The sequence below is a fragment of the Ancylobacter oerskovii genome (assembly GCF_018390555.1).
Taxonomy (GTDB): domain Bacteria; phylum Pseudomonadota; class Alphaproteobacteria; order Rhizobiales; family Xanthobacteraceae; genus Ancylobacter; species Ancylobacter oerskovii.
On the sequence record NZ_JAHBGB010000046.1, the window covers coordinates 19,350 to 36,315 of the forward strand.

19 protein-coding genes and 6 pseudogenes are annotated in these 16,966 nt (G+C 65.5%); 19 read left to right on the forward strand and 6 right to left on the reverse strand.

Annotated features, from left to right (window positions below):
- The first annotated feature begins 287 nt into the window (after nt 1-287).
- The 6 genes and pseudogenes from KHC19_RS25335 to KHC19_RS25350 all read left to right on the forward strand — a co-directional run bounded on the left by KHC19_RS25335 (nt 288) and on the right by KHC19_RS25350 (nt 3,486).
- Nucleotides 288-635: a carboxymuconolactone decarboxylase family protein gene (locus KHC19_RS25335; protein WP_213356560.1), complete on the forward strand. Its 348-nt coding sequence runs from the start codon at nt 288-290 to the stop codon at nt 633-635.
- A 9-nt stretch (nt 636-644) separates the two neighbouring features.
- Nucleotides 645-1,289 (forward strand): reactive chlorine resistance membrane protein RclC, encoded by a 645-nt coding sequence (gene rclC / locus KHC19_RS25340; RefSeq protein WP_213356562.1) that lies wholly within the window; start codon nt 645-647, stop codon nt 1,287-1,289.
- Between the two features lie 93 nt (nt 1,290-1,382).
- A pseudogene (locus KHC19_RS26530) lies at nt 1,383-1,454 on the forward strand (hypothetical protein); the annotation flags it as partial.
- Nucleotides 1,421-1,711 carry an alpha/beta fold hydrolase gene (locus tag KHC19_RS26535; protein ID WP_378297342.1) on the forward strand — a complete coding sequence of 97 codons (291 nt, stop codon included), beginning with the start codon at nt 1,421-1,423 and terminating at the stop codon, nt 1,709-1,711. The pseudogene KHC19_RS26530 and the gene KHC19_RS26535, both read left to right, overlap by 34 nt.
- The gene (locus tag KHC19_RS25345) at nt 1,617-2,066 is read left to right on the forward strand and encodes an alpha/beta fold hydrolase (RefSeq protein ID WP_213356564.1); all 450 of its coding nucleotides are present in this window, start codon (nt 1,617-1,619) and stop codon (nt 2,064-2,066) included. Before KHC19_RS26535 ends, KHC19_RS25345 begins: the two co-directional genes overlap by 95 nt.
- A 13-nt stretch (nt 2,067-2,079) precedes the next feature.
- Nucleotides 2,080-3,486, forward strand: a complete 1,407-nt coding sequence (locus KHC19_RS25350) for an aldehyde dehydrogenase family protein (protein WP_213356566.1) — start codon at nt 2,080-2,082, stop codon at nt 3,484-3,486.
- 68 nt (nt 3,487-3,554) lie between these two features.
- Here KHC19_RS25350 and KHC19_RS25355 read toward each other — a convergent pair whose 3' ends face one another.
- The 5 genes and pseudogenes from KHC19_RS25355 to KHC19_RS26085 form a co-directional block, all read right to left on the reverse strand.
- Nucleotides 3,555-4,931: an MATE family efflux transporter gene (locus tag KHC19_RS25355; protein ID WP_213356568.1), complete on the reverse strand. Its 1,377-nt coding sequence runs from the start codon at nt 4,929-4,931 to the stop codon at nt 3,555-3,557.
- Between the two features lie 16 nt (nt 4,932-4,947).
- Nucleotides 4,948-5,067: pseudogene (locus KHC19_RS26540) on the reverse strand (hypothetical protein); the annotation flags it as partial.
- Entirely contained in the window at nt 5,031-5,369 is a 339-nt protein-coding gene (locus KHC19_RS25365; RefSeq protein ID WP_343207801.1) for an MFS transporter, read from the reverse strand. The gene KHC19_RS25365 and the pseudogene KHC19_RS26540, both read right to left, overlap by 37 nt.
- Before the next feature lie 146 nt (nt 5,370-5,515).
- The gene (locus KHC19_RS25370) at nt 5,516-6,274 is read right to left on the reverse strand and encodes an SDR family oxidoreductase (RefSeq protein ID WP_213356570.1); all 759 of its coding nucleotides are present in this window, start codon (nt 6,272-6,274) and stop codon (nt 5,516-5,518) included.
- A gap of 144 nt (nt 6,275-6,418) precedes the next feature.
- Nucleotides 6,419-6,574: pseudogene (locus tag KHC19_RS26085) on the reverse strand (GlxA family transcriptional regulator); the annotation flags it as partial.
- A gap of 644 nt (nt 6,575-7,218) precedes the next feature.
- On the opposite strand from KHC19_RS26085, the pseudogene KHC19_RS25380 reads away from it, so the two are divergent.
- From KHC19_RS25380 to KHC19_RS25440, 13 genes and pseudogenes are all read left to right on the forward strand, one after another.
- Nucleotides 7,219-8,934 (forward strand): annotated as a pseudogene (locus KHC19_RS25380) (ParB/RepB/Spo0J family partition protein).
- A gap of 94 nt (nt 8,935-9,028) precedes the next feature.
- A pseudogene (locus KHC19_RS26090) lies at nt 9,029-9,503 on the forward strand (hypothetical protein).
- A 39-nt stretch (nt 9,504-9,542) separates the two neighbouring features.
- A pseudogene (locus KHC19_RS25390) lies at nt 9,543-10,381 on the forward strand (DUF7007 domain-containing protein).
- A complete protein-coding gene (locus KHC19_RS25395; RefSeq protein ID WP_213356576.1) occupies nt 10,378-10,707 on the forward strand; it encodes a hypothetical protein in 330 nt (109 codons plus the stop codon). The pseudogene KHC19_RS25390 and the gene KHC19_RS25395 overlap by 4 nt, the downstream one beginning before the upstream one ends.
- A gap of 409 nt (nt 10,708-11,116) precedes the next feature.
- Nucleotides 11,117-11,704: a hypothetical protein gene (locus tag KHC19_RS25400; RefSeq protein WP_213356578.1), complete on the forward strand. Its 588-nt coding sequence runs from the start codon at nt 11,117-11,119 to the stop codon at nt 11,702-11,704.
- 111 nt (nt 11,705-11,815) lie between these two features.
- On the forward strand, nt 11,816-12,061 hold the full coding sequence (locus tag KHC19_RS25405; protein WP_213356580.1) for a type II toxin-antitoxin system VapB family antitoxin: 246 nt from the start codon (nt 11,816-11,818) through the stop codon (nt 12,059-12,061).
- On the forward strand, nt 12,061-12,465 hold the full coding sequence (locus tag KHC19_RS25410; protein ID WP_213356582.1) for a type II toxin-antitoxin system VapC family toxin: 405 nt from the start codon (nt 12,061-12,063) through the stop codon (nt 12,463-12,465). The genes KHC19_RS25405 and KHC19_RS25410 overlap by 1 nt, the downstream gene beginning before the upstream one ends.
- Before the next feature lie 281 nt (nt 12,466-12,746).
- Nucleotides 12,747-13,673, forward strand: coding sequence for an ArdC family protein (locus KHC19_RS25415; protein ID WP_213356584.1), 927 nt, complete (start codon nt 12,747-12,749; stop codon nt 13,671-13,673).
- A gap of 167 nt (nt 13,674-13,840) precedes the next feature.
- Nucleotides 13,841-14,149 carry a type II toxin-antitoxin system RelB/DinJ family antitoxin gene (locus KHC19_RS25420; protein WP_213356586.1) on the forward strand — a complete coding sequence of 103 codons (309 nt, stop codon included), beginning with the start codon at nt 13,841-13,843 and terminating at the stop codon, nt 14,147-14,149.
- Nucleotides 14,146-14,427: a type II toxin-antitoxin system RelE/ParE family toxin gene (locus tag KHC19_RS25425; RefSeq protein ID WP_213356588.1), complete on the forward strand. Its 282-nt coding sequence runs from the start codon at nt 14,146-14,148 to the stop codon at nt 14,425-14,427. Before KHC19_RS25420 ends, KHC19_RS25425 begins: the two co-directional genes overlap by 4 nt.
- Before the next feature lie 656 nt (nt 14,428-15,083).
- Entirely contained in the window at nt 15,084-15,398 is a 315-nt protein-coding gene (locus tag KHC19_RS25430) for a DUF736 domain-containing protein (RefSeq protein ID WP_213356590.1), read from the forward strand.
- 135 nt (nt 15,399-15,533) lie between these two features.
- The gene (locus KHC19_RS25435) at nt 15,534-16,187 is read left to right on the forward strand and encodes a DUF433 domain-containing protein (RefSeq protein ID WP_213356592.1); all 654 of its coding nucleotides are present in this window, start codon (nt 15,534-15,536) and stop codon (nt 16,185-16,187) included.
- Nucleotides 16,184-16,582 (forward strand): DUF5615 family PIN-like protein, encoded by a 399-nt coding sequence (locus KHC19_RS25440; protein WP_213356594.1) that lies wholly within the window; start codon nt 16,184-16,186, stop codon nt 16,580-16,582. Before KHC19_RS25435 ends, KHC19_RS25440 begins: the two co-directional genes overlap by 4 nt.
- Before the next feature lie 41 nt (nt 16,583-16,623).
- Here the strand turns inward: KHC19_RS25440 and KHC19_RS25445 are convergent, their stop codons facing one another.
- Nucleotides 16,624-16,893, reverse strand: coding sequence for a WGR domain-containing protein (locus KHC19_RS25445; protein ID WP_213356596.1), 270 nt, complete (start codon nt 16,891-16,893; stop codon nt 16,624-16,626).
- Nucleotides 16,894-16,966: the final 73 nt, after the last annotated feature.

Below are 16,966 nucleotides of genomic sequence, written 5' to 3' on the forward strand. Positions count from 1 at the left end.
AGGACAATGGCGTGCCCGCCCTATGTCGCGAACGGCATAAATACGTAATTTCGGCCATACCGAGACGGCCCTGAACGACGGACGCATTGTCGTTCTTTTGCGACACAGCCGGATATATCTGTCAATTCGCTGATGAAAGCCCGTTGATTTCAACGGTATGGACGGCATGCGCTTGGGATGGGTCTTTTCGTTATCGCACGATATGTCCTTAAATCGGACTTTTATGTCCTTTTGTACTTTTGCTTGCCGCCGATAGTTCTGCTCATGAACAACGGAGAGCTGTCACCATGCACATGATGGACTGGAACCAGTACCGGCAGCAGGTGCTAGCCGGCGTCAGAGACATGGGAAAGCTCAGCGGGGACACCGTGCGCGGCTATGTGCAACTCGGCGCCGCTGGCGGGAAGGCAGACCACCTCGGCGCCAAGATCCGCGAGCTGATCGCGCTGGCCTGCGCCGTGACGCTGCGCTGCGATGGCTGCATCACGGTCCATAGCGAGCAGGCGGTCAAGCTCGGCGCGACGCGCGAGGAAGTCGGCGAGGCGCTCGGCGTCGCCATCGCCCTCAATGCTGGCGCGGCGCTGGTTTATTCCACCCGCACGCTCGACGCCTTCGCGGCGGCTGGCGAAGTTTGAGAGGCGGACATGGATCAGCTCTATCGCCGGACGCTCGCCCTTGTAGCCGCGCCGCTTTCATTCCGCATCGGCATCGCCGGAATGAAGATCGCCATCGCGATCATCTTTCTCTGGATCGGGGCGCTGAAATTCGTGCCCTACGAGGCCGACAGCATCACGCCCTTCGTGGCCAACAGCCCGTTCATGTCGTTCTTCTACAACGATCCGAAGGACTACAAGGAACACCTCACCCGCGAGGGCGAGCTCGACCCGGCCAGGCGCGCCTGGCAGGTGTCGAACAACACCTATGGCTTCTCGCGCGGCCTCGGCACGGTCGAGCTGATCATCGGCACCATGACGTTGATCGGGCTGTGGAACCGGAAGATAGGCCTTGTCGGAGCGTTTCTTGCCTTCGGCACGCCCTTCGTGACGCTCTCCTTCCTCGTGACCACGCCTGAGGCATGGGTGCCGGCGCTCGGCGATGCGCAGCACGGATTTCCCTATCTCTCGGGAGCCGGGCGGCTGGTGGTGAAGGATGTCGCTCTGCTGGCCGGCGCATGGCTGGTGCTCGTCGCCACTGCTCGCGAACTGTTGCTCCAGGCCGAGGCGAACGCCGCCGAAGACGTCTCCGCCGGCTACGTCGTCGCAAAGCGCTCGAACGCCCGCGGGAGCTGACAGCATGAGCAATCCGATGACCACCTCCGCCTCCGTCGACGTGGATGGTGTTCGCATCCACTATGCGACGGCTGGCGCGCCCCCGCTTCGACTGTGCTGCTGATCCACGGCTATCCCGAGTTCTCCATCGCCTGGCGAAAGCTCGTTCCCTTGCTTGTCGAGGTAGGCATGCGACTGGTGATGCCGGACCTCCGCGGCGCCGACGGTTCCGCCCGTCCTGCCGGAAGTATGACAAGCGTACACTCGCCGCCGACTGCGCCGCGGTCCTCGATGCAGCTGGCGTAGACGGTCCGGTCACGGTCGCCGGGCACGACATCGGTGCGATGGTTGCCTACGCATTCGCCCGCCGTTTCCCCGAACGGACAACAGGCACCCGACATTCCCGAGGCGCTGACGCTCGAACGCGAGGCGCTCTACCTTGAGCGTTACTACCACGACATGGCATTCGATCCTTCGGCGATCGACCTTGAAACGTTCAATACCTATGTCCGCTCTTTCTCGCAGCCGGGAGCCATGCGCGCGGGCTTCGCGCTCTATCGCAGCTTTGCGCAGGACATTGCCGACAACCGCGCGGCGCAGGCCCAACAGGGAAAGCTCCACATGCCGGTACTGGCCCTGGCCGGAGCGGCCGGCAGATATGCGACGCGCATCGGTCCGATGATGCTTGAGGTGGCTGAGACCGTTGACATCGCCGTAATTCCCCGAGCCGGCCCTTGGCTGGCCGAGGAGAACCCTGCCGCCCTCGCCAAGGCCCTGACGGCCTTTGCCCGATCCTGAAATGAGGCGTCCCATGTCCCATCGTCTTCTCATCGACGGCCGTCTCGTCGACGGCGCGCTGACCCTCGACGTCATCGACCCCGTCCGCGCCAGCGTCTTCGCCCAGTCGCCCCGCGCGGATGCAGCGCAAGCCGAACAGGCTGTCGCCGCCGCCAAGCGCGCCCTCAAGGACTGGGCAACAGTCGGCTATGAAGGGCGCCGCCCCTATCTGGAGCGCATGGCCGACGCCATGACGGCCAATCGCGACCGCATCGCCGAGACCCTCACCCGCGAGCGCGGCGGCCCGATCGCCGACTGTCGCGTCGAGGTCGAGCGGGCCGCGGCAGCGATCCGTTACTTCGCCGGCCAGAAGCTTGAGGATCGCGTGGTGCGCGAGAATGCGCAGGAACTGATCGTCGAGCAGCGCTACCCGCAGGGCGTCGTCGTCGCCATCATGCCGTGGAACCGGCCCCTCACGCTGCTCGCCTTCAAGTTCGGCCCGGCGCTGATCACCGGCAATACCGTCATCGTCAAACCCGCTCCCTCGACCCCGCTCAGCACCCTGATGCTGGGGGAACTGGCTGCGGATATTTTCCCGCCCGGCGTGGTGCAGACGCTGGTCGATGCGAACGATCTCGGCCCGCTGCTCACAAGCCATCCCGATGTCGCGCATGTCAGCTTCACCGGCTCGACGCCCACCGGCAAGAAGGTGCTCGGCGCGGCGGCTGGCACGCTCAAGCGATTCACACTTGAGCTCGGTGGCAATGATGCGGCGATCGTGCTCGACGACGCCGACCCCGAATGGGCGGCTGAGCGCATCTTTGCATCCGCCATGATCAATGCCGGTCAGGTCTGCTACGCCGCCAAGCGCGTCTATGCTCCGCGCCGTCTGTTCGATGCGGTGGCCGGCGCCCTCGCAAGACATGCGGTGGCGGCGGTCCTCGGCGACGGCCTGGATCCCGCCACCACCATGGGGCCGCTGCAGAACCGCACGCAGTACGAGAAGGTGCTGGATTTCATCGCATCGGCGCACGCGGAAGGCGGCACCTTCCTCACCGGCGGCGAGCCCACCGGACAAGGCTATTTCATCCGCCCCGCCATCGTGACCGGCCTTCCCGACAACGCGCGGCTGGTGCGCGAGGAGCAGTTCGGCCCGCTGCTGCCGGTGCAGGTCTATGACGATCTCGACGATGCCATCGCGCGGGCGAACGATACCGAATATGGACTCGGCGGCACCATCTGGACCGGCGACGTCCGCCGTGGCATCGCCATCGCCGGCCGCATCGAGACCGGCACGATCTGGGTGAACCAGCACTTTTCCCTTCCGCTCGACGTGCCGTTCGGCGGCGCCAAGCAGTCCGGCATTGGCCTACAGAACGGCATCGAAGGTATGGAGGATTTCACCCAGCTGCGAGTGCTCAACGCCCGGCTTGCGGCGTAAGGCAAACGAGACTGGCCGGCGCTCGCCGGATCGGTCTCGGAGGCGGGCCGGCTTTCGGTCCGCCTCTTTCATTTGAGCCACGCGCCACGACGCAGCGCGATGACAATTGTCAGGCCGTAGGTGACGAGGCCGAGCGCCAGCGCGCCGAACAGGGCCGCGAGCGAGCCCGTCAGCGGCAGCGCCAGATAGCCGCCGCCCAGGGCTACGACGACCCGCATCACCCCGCTCGTCACGGACCAGCACATCCGCCCGAAGCCCTGCGAGGCGAAGTAGAGCGCCATACCGAGGCCGAAGAAGCCGTAGAACGGCCCGACGATCCGCAGATACAGGCTGCCGACCTCGACCATGCCCGGCTCGGCGCTGAACAGCGTCAGCCAGGCGTGGGGGAATGCCGCAGCCGCCAAGCCGACCGCCTCGGCCACGCCGAACGACAGGGCGGCTCCCGTCAACGCGATCCTTAGCGCCCTGTGGTGACGGCCGGCGCCGTGATTGGTGCCCACCATAGCGACGACCGGCGCGCCGATGCCAAACACTAGCGGGATCAGCAGATATTCCAGCCGCACGCCGGTACCGAATCCGGCGACTGCGTCCGGCCCGGCCGTCGCCACCAGCGCGGTCGCGCCTGCGATGACAATGTTCGTCTGCAGGCCGTTGAAGGCCGACAACGCGCCCACGCGCAATATGTCGGCGAAAGGCGCGCGCCTCAATCCCGTCCAGCGAATGCGGACGGGATTGCGCCCGGAGGCGATATGCCACGCCATGACAAGGCTGAGCGCGGCGAAATAGAGGATCAACGCCAACGCACCACCGGCGATCCCCAATGCCGGCAGCGGTCCAAGGCCGAAGATCAATACGGGCGATAGCGGAACGAGGCATACCACGCCGACGCAGATCGCCGCGGCGGGGAAGAACATGTTGCCGGTGCCGCGGATGATGCTGGCAAGCCCGTTCATCAGCCAAACGAAGATGATGCCGGAGAACAGGATGTTGGAATAGGTGAGCGCACCGTCGAGTTCGGCTCCCTTTCCGCCCAAGAACCGGTAGATCGTCTCGCCGAACAGCAGGAAGATCGCCGCGAAGCCGAACCCAAACAGCAGGCAGACGACGAGGGCATGCAGCACCAGGGCATCCGCCCGCTCGCGGTCGCTTCGTCCCAGCGCACGGGCGATGGCGGAGGAGATGCCGCCGCCCACCGCGCCGGCCGAGATCGCCGTCATCAGCATGAAGGCGGGGTAGACCAGCGCCATTGCGGCCAGCGCGTCGGTGCCGAGCTTGGCCACCCACCAGGTCTCGATGAGGCCGGTCGACGCCTGCGCCAGCATGATCAGGACATTTGGCCAGGCAAGCGCCACCAACAGAGGCAGGATGGGGGCTTCGAGCAGCCTCCGAGTGCGCCCGTCGACCCCTTGGGCGGGCGCGGCGGTCTCGATCGTTGCGTCGATCATGAGCGGGTTCGCTTCGTCAGAGCGCTTCCAGAGCAAGGGCGATGCCCTGTCCGCCGCCGATGCACAGCGTGACCATGCCTTTTCGGAGGCCATCGCGCTTCATCGAATGCAGCAGGCGGGTGATGAGCACTGCGCCGGGACGATTACCCCGGCAAGGCCGTTGGCGACCGGGACGTAGAGACCCGCGCCGATCGCCATCAGCACCCGCGCGCCCATCAGCACCGCGAAGGAGGATGAAAGGGCGGCCGTCAGATTGCCGATGGCGAAGAACGACATGGCCGCCAGCAGCACCTGTCGCCGCGGCAATCGTCCGCTGGCGACCGTGGTTAGCGGCGAGGACAGAGCCAGGACCAGCGTAAACAACACCACCAGCAGCGCGACGGTTGGCACTGCCATGCGGAAATCCTCGGCCATGACTGGCAGAAGGGGCGCGATCATGAAGCCCTCGGTGCCAATGGCGAAAGTTCGAGAGCGAGGAAGGCGGCCGGAACGAGGGCGCCGCGAGACGTTTCGTCGAGCGATGCAGTCATGGTTCGAGTCTCCCCGGTGAGGCGGAGCCACGGCGGGCTCCGCCTGTCGCAGGATCAGGCGGGAATTGGATTCACCGCGATTTCGGCGTTGAAGCCGTCGACCAGCGCGTGTTCGCTGAGGCCCGGATTGTCGCGCAGCGCGCGGATCGCCTCGATGAAAACCTCCGGTTCCTCGGTCGCGAGTCCCTTCATCGTCTCGGCAATGAAGGTATCAAGCGGCATGGCGCGCGGATCACCGCTCTTCTTAATGAGATCGGTATCGACCCACGGCGGTGCTATTTCCTGCACCGTGACGCCGGTGCCCTTCAACATGAAGCGCTGCGACAGCGCATAGGAATGCAGAGCCGCTTTTGAAGCCGAATAGACCGCATTGGTGGCGATCGGCACATAGGCCAGAACCGAGGTGTTGTGAATGATCGTCGCGCGCGGCTGCGCTTTCAGATGGTCGATCAACGCCGAGGTTAGCCGGATCGGCCCGAGCAGGTTCGTGTCAAGAATCCGGCGCGACACTGCGTCGTCGATCGTCGCGGAAGGGTCATCGAACGGCATGATACCGGCATTATTGATCAGCACGTTCAGGGCCGGGTAGTCGCGCATCAGTTCCGCCGCGACGCGGTCGATGTCGGCCGCATCCGAAATGTCGAGCGTCACGCCCTCGATTCCCGGATTCGCGGTTGCGACCTCGTCCAGCAGCGCCTTGCGCCGCCCAGCGACGATGACTGTGTTGCCAAGGGCGTGGAACTGTTCGGCGAGCGCGCGGCCGATGCCCGAAGTGCCGCCGGTGATGAAGATGGTGTTGCCCGTCATCCGCATGGGATTGTTCTTTTCGTCGCGCCTACGCTGCGATCTTGATGAGGACACTATGCAGTCTCGGGTCGACGTCTCAAATGTCAGTTAAGCGGTATTTCGGGACATAACGGCGCCGGGCATACAGTCATTATGGATCGCTTTCCTCCATCAGCCGGAGGCCCGTTTCAGGCTGGCGGGTGGCTGGCCGAAGCTGTGCAGGAAGGCGCGGCGCATCCGGTCGCGATCGGCAAAGTCGGTATCGCGCGCCACGACACCCATCGGATGGCGGCCATCCTCCAGTATCACGCGCGCCGCATCCATGCGCTGAAGGCGAGCCCGTCCGGACCGTTCGATCTCGAGCGCTTCCTCGGCGATTATCTCTCGGTTCGGCACCGTGACAATCCCGACACGGGCTGCCCGACTGCGGCCATGGCGGCCGCCGCCCGCCACCAGAGCTTCGAGGCGTGCGCAGCGGTGGCTGAGGCCTTCGCCTGCAGATCGGCAGGATCGACGCGCGGCCCTGCCCTCGGGCAGTGAAGCGGAGCAGCGGCGCGTCGCGATCGGAAGCTGGTCGGCTGTGGTCGGCACCGCCATCCTCGCCCAATCCATCGAAGATGCCGAATTATCTAGCGACGTCCTCGCGCAGACGCGGGCCTGGATCGAGGATGTAATCGGTCACCTCGCCCCGGGAAAGTGACGAAACAGCAGAATGGTTGGGGGGAGAAGAGACAAAAAACCTCCTCGCGGATCGGCCGTGCCGGTGACGCTGTCGCTCAACCGCGTCCTCTCGCGCTCCCGGCCCGCCGTCCCGCGCAGGGCTGGAAGCCCCGCTTGGCCGGCCGGGCAGGGATGCTCGCCCGCAGTTGCACCGGTCCGTCCGCTCCGCGGCCCGGGGGATGTCTTCGGGAAGAAGACGGAACAGGACCGGGGTGATGCCTCGTGTCCATAGCCCGGCAAGGAGCATTCCCATGCAGATCTTGAAGGTGGACCCGCGCGCGCTGAAGGAGAATCCCGATCGCACGCGCCTGACCAGATCCACGCCGCAGGCCGACGCCCTGCTGCTGGCGACCATCAAGGCGGTCGGCATCGTGCAGCCGCCGGTGATCGCGCCGGAGAGCGGCGGCGGGAATGGTTACATCATCGATTCCGGCCATCGCCGGGTGAAGCAGGCGATCAAGGCGGGCCTTGAGGAGATCGAGGTGCTGGTGGTCGACGCCGCCAACGACAATGGCGCCATGCGCTCCATGGTGGAGAACATCGCCCGCGAGCCGCTGAACCCGGTCGATCAGTGGCGCGCCATCGAGCGTCTGGTCGCGCTCGGCTGGACCGAGGAGGCGATCGCGGTCGCTCTGGCCCTGCCGGTGCGTCAGATCAGCAAGCTCCGGCTGCTGGCCAATGTGCTGCCGGCGATGCTGGATCAGATGGCCAAGGGCGACATGCCGAATGAGCAGCAGCTGCGCACCATCGCGGCGGCCTCGCTCGAGGAGCAGCGCGAGGTCTGGAAGGCGCACAAGCCCAAGAAGGGCGATCCGCAGGCATCGTGGTGGAGCATCGCCAACGGGCTCACGAAGAAGCGCATGTATGCGCGCGATGCCTCCTTCGGCGACGATCTCGCCCGTGCCTACGGCATCGAATGGACCGAGGACCTGTTCGCGCCGGCCGATGAGGACTCGCGCTACACCACGCAGGTCGAGGCGTTCCTCGGCGCCCAGCAGGAGTGGATGACGAACCATCTGCCGAAGAAGGGCATCATCACCGAGGCCAATAGCTGGGGCCAGCCCGAACTGCCGAAGAAAGCAGAGCGGATCCATGGCAAGCCGGGCAAGGGCGACTGCACCGCGTTGTATCTCGACCGCGAGGGCAAGGTGCAGAGCGTGCACTACCGCATACCCGTGGAGAAGAAACCGAAGGGTACGGCCACCTCCGGCGCTGACGAAGTCGGGACGCTGGCGAAGCCACGCCCGGAGGTGATGCGCAAGGGCATCGAGATGATCGGTGACCTGCGCACCGATGCGCTCCATGAGGCGCTGTCGCGCGCGCCCATCGAGGACGACACGTTGATGGCGTTGCTGGTGCTGGCACTGGCCGGGCGCAACGTCTCGATCCAGTCGGGAGCATCCGACGACATCTATGGCTATGCCCGGATGGAGCGCCATGTCGTCAGCCTCGTCGACGAGGAGGGCTAGCTTGCCCCCGATAGGGACAGGCCGCGCATTGCGGCCCGCTCCGCATTGATCGATGCCTTGTCGGCACGGGAGAACCGCAGCGATAGCGGGATCGTGGCCCGGATCGCCGGCAACGCCATCGGAGCCGACGGTTTCTTGCCGAATATGGGCACGGACGAGTTCCTGTCCTGCCTGTCGCGCGCTGCCCTCGAGCGCGCTTGCGCGAACACATCCGTGGCTCCCCGCGCCAGGGTCAAGGATACGCGCGCCGCGCTCGTGGAGCATTTCAAGGAAGAGCGCTTCGTCTATCCGACGGCGCTGTTCGCGCCGGACGCCGCTGCGCTGAGCCAATGGCTAACGAAAAACAGCGCCATCGATGACGAGGATGACGGCACGCCGTCCGATCAGGACGAGCTCGACGGCGACCAGCCTATCGAGCCGGCGCATGACTTCGATGCGGATGAGGACGGCTTCGAGGACGCCGACATCCCCGAGGGCTTCCGCGAAGCCGCCGAATAGCGGCTCCCCCTCCCCTTCTTTCCGAATGCTCCTCGCCGGCGTCGGTCATCCCGGCGGCGGTCGTGTTTTCACGCCCGCGCACAAGGAGGACCTCATGTCCGCGCACATCATCTATGACCATGCTCCCATCGGCTCTCTCGTCGCCTGGTCCGACGGCGTGCCGCGCCCACTGGCTCGGCACCGGAAGAAGCTCGCGGCCTGGCAAAGCAGCAACAGCCGTGGGCGGCTGATCAGCAAGGGCGGCGGTCGCGCGATCGGGAATCTCTCGCTCTCGGCCACCTTATACCTTGCACGAGGCGGATTACGGTGCCGGTGGCGTCGTCGCCCTCCGTGTCCATCGGACCTTCTCGCTGGAATCCGCGCTCAGCTTCACCATCGTCGAGCGTCCAGGGATCGGTTCAGTGCGGGTGTTCGACCGCGCCGGTGACGATGCCGAGCTCGTCCATCTCGCGCCACATCGCGCCGCGGCGGAGGAATGGCTGTCACGGCACGGTTATCCCGGCGCCGTGCTCGAGGAGGTGACGGAAGATGAAATTGGCGCCGATATCGTCGAAGGGAGAGCGGTATGACCATCCCCCGAAAGCTCTTCCCGGTCGGCCTCCGCGTGCCTGGAGGCTGTCTTCGGCATCTCCGGCGATGGTTTCCCTGTCGCGCGCGTCGGTGACAACGCTTTCGCGATGCTGCCCGGTCGTGACGGTCGGCATTACCTCGCCGGTGGCTAGCATATTCGCCGACCTCTGGCCGAATGGCGGCGCGATGATTTCTACGGCCACTCCGGGGAACTCACCGACGAGGCGGCGTTCCGCGCCCGGGTGCTGGAGCATGCCGAGCATCAACGCGAACGTCAGGCGCTCGGACGGCGCAAGATCTCCTCTCGCGTCCACACGCCATGGGGCACGTCGCAGGGTGCCACCGTCTATGCCGAGGGTGTCGAATGCCATTCGACCGCCGGCCATGGCGGCTTCAAGCTCTCGGCGGAGCGGAACCGTCAGGTGCATGCCATGCTGCGCGTGAAGGTGGTTTCTACGAGGAGGACTGCGCCTGGGCGATCGTGGCGCTCACCTTCCCGCATCTGTTCACCGGTTTCGCGCGGAGCTGCGCCGGGCGGACGATCAAGGACAACTGGTTTGAGGCCTGGGAGGCGATCACCGGCACGATCCTCGCTCCGGGCGAGTCCCATGAGAAGGACCGCCGCGCCTTCGAGGCCGGGCACGCCGGCGACTGGATCGTGGTCTCGGCGATTACGTCGGAGCAGCAGCCGGGGTTCGTCGAATGCGTCGCCGCGCCGGGCGGGCATCGTGGACCGTGAACGGAGGAGCGGCGCTTCCTTGTTCCGTCGGATGAATACAAGCTCGGCCGCTTCGGCTTCGTCATCGATCCCGACCGTCACGTTGTCTATGACGGCCCGTCGAGCTTCATCGGCTGGCAGGGGAGCTCCGCGACATGACCCTTCCATCCGAGGTCCGCGTCCAGCTCGCGCGCATGGAGGAGGCGCGCCGGCAGACCCAGCACCAGCTCGGCCTGATCGACCGGCAGATCATCCGACGGATGACGGCGCTGATCCCACGGCTCCAGCCGAAGCGCACGGGCTACCGGCATGGCAAGCCGCCCGATCCCAACGCGTTCCTTGAGCGCTACCGTTCGCATCTCGCCGCGCTGACCGCCGAGCGCCAGCCCGAGGTCGACGCCCTTTCCCGGAAGCTGGCTCATCAGGATCAGGCGATCGCCGTTCTTCGCGTGCGTCATGGTCTCGTCCTGCCGCGGGCCGCCTGATCGCACGGGTCGGAGCGGGACCTTCTCCCGCGGGCCGTTTCGGGGAGCGACAGTCGAGGGGAGACGGAGGTCGTCGGGCGTCGCTGGCCTTCTCCTTCCCGGTTGCCTTGTTCCTCTCAACCCCGCTCACCGGCATCACCTCGGGTTTGCTGCGGTCTGAACCGTCTGCCGGGCGCTTCAAGGCCGCGTGCCGCGCCGCGTGGCGGCCGGCCCTCGCCGATCTCGACAGACCGGGCCCGCGTCCTGCGCGAGGGCTGACGCCCTGCTGGTCCGCGGACCCTGTCCGCTCGCCTGGCAAGGGCCGGACCCTGAACCGCCCGGCGGCCGCCGGTTCCTTTCGACCGCACCCGAGGGGACGCCGGCAAGCGGCGGACAGACCTCGGGAGATGAAACTGGAAAGGAATACATCATGGCCAGGACCGCCCCGTCCTCCCGTCACACCGCCCGCGTTGTTCCCCTTCGCAAGGGCACCACTCTTGAGATGGTCCGCCTCGCCTGCCCCGATGCCACGCAGATGACCCTGATCTCCGAGAGCTTCGGACTTCCGATCCTCGACAGCGACGGCATCCGCGACCAGCATGAGCGCCTGATCGTCGAGACCGCCGACGGGCTGAAGGAAGGGCTCGGGGAGCGGGCGATGCAGATCCACCTGCAGCGCATCATCGGCGCCTATGTCGGCTCGGCCCATGGTGCCGGGCAGTTCTACAGCCGGGCTGTCACCGAAGCACGCGATGCCACCGCCAAGGCGGCCAACGACATGCGCGACGAGGATCGCGACGGTCCGGTCGGTTTCGACAGCGGCGCCCAGCGCAAGCGCGAGTTCGCGGCCGACATGGGTCTTCAGGCCCATGCGCTCAGGATGGCCGCCGAGGGCGCGGTTGCCGCCTACGAGCTGGTCGTCGGCGAGGCCTGGAAGCCCTTCGAGCGGCAGGTCGAGAATCCCGGCCACAGCGTCGACAGCAAGGCGGCCGAACTCCAGATGGCGGCTCTCGGCTGAGCCGCCTCGGGCGGGACTCCGGTCCCGCCCTTCTCATTCAATGGTTCTGTTTCTCAAATGTAGACTGTGCTATCTACATCAAGATCAGAAAATATCTACACGGGCGCGATCATGCCGATCAATGTCAATAATCCGCAGGCAGACGAGCTGACGCGAAGGTTCGCGAAGATAGCCGGCGTCAGCATCACCGACGCCATCGTTATCGCCATGAAAGAGGCGATCGAGCGGCGGCGCAACAGCGAAACGCCCCGTCAGACAGCCGCGCGACTGCGCGAGAAGCATGGCATCGCCATGAATGACAAGGCAAGGGAACCCTTGCCGCGTGAAGCGTTCGACGCGATGTGGGACGAGGGCTGATGTTCGTCGACGCCTGCGCGATCATTGCCGTCCTCACGGATGAGCCGGAGGCGGAGCGCGTCTCCCAGGCGCTCGCCACGGCGAAGAAGCGGATCACATCGCCTCTCGCGGTGCTGGAGGCCGTCCTCGCTCTGGCGCGGCCTGACAAATTCAACCTCACGGTCGAGGCGCTCGAGCCTTTGGTGCTGGAGTTCCTGGAAGAGCGGGGCATCGAGATCCGCGATCTGCCGCCGGCGAAACGGGCGACAGCGCTCTCGCTTCATGCGGCGCATCGATATCGTGCCGGTCGGCATGGTCTCAACCTCGGCGACTGTCTGCATTACGCCTGTGCCAAATACTATCGCGTCCCGATCCTCGCAACGGCCGACGAGTTCCGGCAGACGGATATCGAAACCGTACCCTGATCGATCGCGTCCGCTTTCCGCTCTCCGGTTCGTCGTCGGTTCGGTCGCTCTGCGGTGATCGGCATGGCGTGGGGGTAGCAATGCCATGGCATCGCTCCGCACCTATCGCGCCCCGTCCCGGCCTGTGGTCCTGCCGGGCCCGGCGGCCTGCGCAACGGCTGCGCCGTCTTCCGCTTCCGCTCCAGTCCCTGCGGGGTGCGCACCCCTCCTGATTGGCCCGGCTTCAGGACCACCGTGACGGGGTCGCGATCGGCGCGACCTCCGGGACGGAGGTTCAGGATATGAGCAGGAAAGAAGAGAAGCCGCGCGTCGACATCTATGCGCGAATCACAGACAGGATTGTGGCGGATCTGGAGAAGGGCGTGCGGCCCTGGATGCAACCCTGGCGTTCCACGAATGCCATCGGCCCGGTGACGCGGCCGCTACGGCACAATGGTCTACCCTATTCCGGCATGAACGTGCTGCTGCTGTGGTCCGAGGCCATGGCGCGCGGCTACGTCTCGCCGGTCTGGATGACGTTCAAGCAGGCGATCGAGCTCGGCGGCACGGTACGCAAGGGTGAGGCCGGCACCATGGTGGTCTTCGCCAGCCGCTTCACCAAGGCCGAGGCCGATGGGAATGGCGGCGAGGTCGAGCGGGAAATTCCCTTCCTAAAGGCCTATACCGCCTTCAACGTCGCGCAGATCGACGGGCTGCCGGAGCGCTACCATGCGAAGGCCGAGCTTGTCCTCGATCCGATCGAGCGGATCGAGGAGGCAGACCACTTCTTCGCTAATACCGGCGCGGTGATCCGGCATGGCGGCGATCGCGCCTTCTATTCTCCCGGCAGCAATCACATCCAGATGCCGCCGTTCCAGACCTTCCGGGACGCGGCGAGCTTCGTCGCGGTCCTCAGCCACGAGGCCACCCACTGGACCGCGGCGCCGCATCGCGTGAACCGCGATCTCAGCCGCTATGGCAAGGACAGGAGCGAACGCGCCCGCGAGGAACTCATCGCGGAACTCGGGAGCTGCTTCCTCTGCGCCGATCTCGGCATCGTGCCGGAGCTCGAGCCGAGGCCGGATCATGCCAGCTATCTCGATTCCTGGCTCAAGGTGCTGGCCCAGGACAAGCGAGCGATCTTCTCGGCCGCCGCGCATGCGCAGCGCGCTGTCGCCTTCCTGCACAGCCTCCAGCCGGCTGTTTCCGAAGAGCGCAGGGTCGCCTGAGGCATCAGGCGGCGCATATCGTCGGGGCGGGCATCGCGCCCTCCCCGATCCGGATGGCCGCCATTCTGACGGCCGATCATCGTGTTCGCCGGCGCATGCGCATGGCCAGGAGAAGGCTGGCAATCGTCATTCAATCGCATTACATTTAGCCGGCAGAGGAGGCGCAGATGGTCGCAAACGCTCTCGTTCAAACCCGCATCGATGCCGACATCCGGGATCGCGCGTCTGCCGTGCTCGAGAGCATGGGCCTGACGGTGTCCGATGCCGTGCGCATCCTGCTCACCCGGACCGCTAATGAGGGCGCGCTTCCGCTGGAACTGGTGGCGAACAGCGAGGCGTATGATGCCTGGTTTCGGACCAAGGTGATGGAAGCGCTGAACGACACCCGGCCCGATATTTCCGACGATGAGGCCGAGGTGTATTTCTCGGCTCGCCGGGCGGCGGCACGGCGCCGCGCCGGCAATGTCCAATCGTGAAGCTCGTTTGGTCCGCCTGGGCACTCTCCGATCGCGACGGCATATTCTCTCATATCGAGGCGGATAACCCTTCCGCTGCGGTTTCTGTCGATGAGCGGATCGCGAGTGCGGCGCGTCGCCTGCGCGATTTTCCCGAAAGCGGCCGTCCCGGACGGATCGACGGGACGCGCGAACGGGTGATCCCCGGCACGCCCTATGTCGCAACGGAAACGAGGGTCCGTATCCTTCGCGTCCTGCATGGCGCGCAGCGATGGCCGGAGACATTGCCCGAGGGCTGACGTTTTCGCCCCTGGAAAGTGGCTCGCGGCAGGGCGCCAGGCGTGCGTTGGTTCTCACCACGGGCCTCGACGGGGAAATGTCGGCTCGGATGTCGGCTGACGGGCACCATCCGCGCGAGCCTCGTTGGAGAAGGAGCCGCCGCGATAGGCGTGCTGTCCGGCGCAGGCGTCCATTCTCATTTAGCCGTGACGATGGTTCGTGATGCGCCTGCCTGGAGGGGTATTTGTCAGAACCCGCCGGTCCCCGAATGCGGTGGGGCGTCGCGGCCTGATCGATCTTCCGCGCGGTGGCGAGGATGAGAACGCCAAGGTCCTGGTTCAGCCACGGCCCGTCCTTTCTTTCCTTTGAACGGCCGACCCTCCTGCGGGCTCGATGGGGCATGTCTGACCGGAGACCGACTTCGCCTCGATCGTCCTTCCGCAACGGCGTCAGGCGACTTTCTGACCCCTGGCGGACCCTGCGGGTACCGCCATTCCTCACCGACTAACAAAATCGCCAGATGCCGTCCTTCACTTCGTTCCGGCCCCCAAGAACCACCCCGTCGCGCTGGCGCGCCAGGGACCCCGGTGGGTGCGGTCCGATCGTCTCCGGTCTTGTCGACAGCCATCGAGGCCGCGGAGGGCGCGGCCCGAAAATCTGGAAAAGGACAAGCACCATGGCGACCATCGGCACCTTCACCTCCACCTCGAACGGCTTCACCGGCTCGATCAAGACCCTCACCCTCAACGTCAAGGCCCGCTTCGAGCGGATCGAGAACCCCTCCGACAAGGGTCCGCACTTCCGCATCTTCGCCAGCGGGTCGGTTGAGCTGGGCGCGGCGTGGCAGAAGCACTCCGAGCAGAGCGGCCGCGACTACCTCTCGGTCAAGCTGGACGATCCGAGCTTCCCGGCTCCGATCTACGCCACCCTGGTCGAGGTCGAAGATGAGGAAGGGCTCTCGCTGATCTGGTCCCGCCCCAATCGGGACTGACCCCGAGCCGGCCCCGCCGACGAGGCGGGGCCGGCATCTTCGCGGGCGATCCTTCGCCATTGAGCGGTGCCTTGAAATCCGCAGTCTCGCCATATATCTTCCGATTGATCGGAAACATTATCCCAGGAGGCCTTCATGGCAGCGTTAGCGGAGCTGCTGCGACCGGCTGAGGCCGCCGTCGTTGCGGCGGTCGAGTTGCGTGACGTCAATCGCGCTATCGACGAGCATATCCTATCGAAGGATTTCATCTCGCTCGACAATGGCCGGCGCGTGCATGCCGCCGCCTGCACACTGATTGCCTTCTATTTCGATAGCGCCCGGCGCCTGACCTCCGAGGAGAGGATACAGGCGATCCGTGAGTCGGAAGCACGGATCCTCGCGGTGGAGTGGGAGACCTGGGCGAGCAATCTGCTCGGGGACTGGACCGTTCGTCATGATTTCCTGACGATCGATCTCGCGCCCTTCGTGCGCCGCACGGGCGAGCGCCTTGGCGATCTCATCGCCGCGCGCGCGATGGTCGTGTCCGATCCGGCGATCCTGGACGGTACACCCGTTGTCGAGGGCACGCGCGTTCCGGTTCATGACGTCGCGGCTGCTCTTGCGGCAGGTGCGTCCATGGAGCGGGTTCGCGAGGCCTATCCTAGTCTTGGCGAGCGCGAGATCAGGCTCTCGGCTCTTTACGCAGAGGCAAATCCCCAGCGGGGCCGGCCGCGCACGCCTGTATCGCTTCCCGAAGGATCCGTGATCGTCACGGATCGTCGTGTGTCGCGACGCAGGGCCGCGCGATGAAATTCCTGATCGACGAGTGCCTCAGCCCGGAACTGGCCAAGATCGCAAAACGGGAGGGGTACGGCGAGACCAGCCACATCGTCTGGATGAGGCTCGCGGGGCGCAAGGACTGGGAACTGAAATCCATCATCGTCGATGGAGACTGGACCTTCGTGACCAAGAACTCCGTCGATTTTCGTGGTCCCAGGGACAAGCCCGGCAGCAAGGGGCAATACGCCGATGTCGCGATTCATGCTGGCCTGATCTGCCTCAACGGGCCGGTCGGCATGGATCTCGACCTTCAGGTCGAACTGTTCGAGACTGCGCTCGAGGAATTGCGCGCCGACGGCGATCTCGTCAACCAGGTCCTTGAGGTGAGTGCCCGGGGGATGATGACGAGGAACTCCACATTCTGAGATATGCGCTTCCTCAGGAATAGCGCGCGTCGAACGACGGCTTATGAGCCACGCTCGGCGTCTCCCTTTTCCCTTGGCCGATAGCCACGATTGCGCTTCTGCCGCAGCAGATCGAGGAAGAGCCGCACGGCCTCGTCCTCCCGGTCGAAGGAGTGCTGCATGGTCTGCCCATATGCGCCGATGCGTCCCCAGCGCCGGATGAGGCATATCTGTCCGAACAGGGTCTGCTCGATCGACATGGCGTAGAAGCGGGCCATGTTCCGGGAGGCATCCCGGCGTTCGACATAGAGCTGATAGGGCTGGGCGAGCATGGCGCCAGAATCCCATCGGCGGGATTCGGCGTCCAACGACACTTATGAATCGATCCGGGCTCATCGATTCATT

Excerpts from the sequence above, each read along its gene's own strand:
- KHC19_RS25335 (WP_213356560.1), top strand. The coding sequence starts at position 288 with ATGCACATGATGGACTGGAACCAGTACCGGCAGCAGGTGCTAGCCGGC.
- rclC (WP_213356562.1), top strand. The coding sequence starts at position 645 with ATGGATCAGCTCTATCGCCGGACGCTCGCCCTTGTAGCCGCGCCGCTT.
- KHC19_RS25350 (WP_213356566.1), top strand. The coding sequence starts at position 2,080 with ATGTCCCATCGTCTTCTCATCGACGGCCGTCTCGTCGACGGCGCGCTG.
- KHC19_RS25355 (WP_213356568.1), bottom strand. The coding sequence starts at position 4,931 with ATGATCGACGCAACGATCGAGACCGCCGCGCCCGCCCAAGGGGTCGAC.
- KHC19_RS25365 (WP_343207801.1), bottom strand. The coding sequence starts at position 5,369 with ATGATCGCGCCCCTTCTGCCAGTCATGGCCGAGGATTTCCGCATGGCA.
- KHC19_RS25370 (WP_213356570.1), bottom strand. The coding sequence starts at position 6,274 with ATGCGGATGACGGGCAACACCATCTTCATCACCGGCGGCACTTCGGGC.
- KHC19_RS25395 (WP_213356576.1), top strand. The coding sequence starts at position 10,378 with ATGACCCTTCCATCCGAGGTCCGCGTCCAGCTCGCGCGCATGGAGGAG.
- KHC19_RS25400 (WP_213356578.1), top strand. The coding sequence starts at position 11,117 with ATGGCCAGGACCGCCCCGTCCTCCCGTCACACCGCCCGCGTTGTTCCC.
- KHC19_RS25405 (WP_213356580.1), top strand. The coding sequence starts at position 11,816 with ATGCCGATCAATGTCAATAATCCGCAGGCAGACGAGCTGACGCGAAGG.
- KHC19_RS25410 (WP_213356582.1), top strand. The coding sequence starts at position 12,061 with ATGTTCGTCGACGCCTGCGCGATCATTGCCGTCCTCACGGATGAGCCG.
- KHC19_RS25415 (WP_213356584.1), top strand. The coding sequence starts at position 12,747 with ATGAGCAGGAAAGAAGAGAAGCCGCGCGTCGACATCTATGCGCGAATC.
- KHC19_RS25420 (WP_213356586.1), top strand. The coding sequence starts at position 13,841 with ATGGTCGCAAACGCTCTCGTTCAAACCCGCATCGATGCCGACATCCGG.
- KHC19_RS25430 (WP_213356590.1), top strand. The coding sequence starts at position 15,084 with ATGGCGACCATCGGCACCTTCACCTCCACCTCGAACGGCTTCACCGGC.
- KHC19_RS25435 (WP_213356592.1), top strand. The coding sequence starts at position 15,534 with ATGGCAGCGTTAGCGGAGCTGCTGCGACCGGCTGAGGCCGCCGTCGTT.
- KHC19_RS25440 (WP_213356594.1), top strand. The coding sequence starts at position 16,184 with ATGAAATTCCTGATCGACGAGTGCCTCAGCCCGGAACTGGCCAAGATC.
- KHC19_RS25445 (WP_213356596.1), bottom strand. The coding sequence starts at position 16,893 with ATGCTCGCCCAGCCCTATCAGCTCTATGTCGAACGCCGGGATGCCTCC.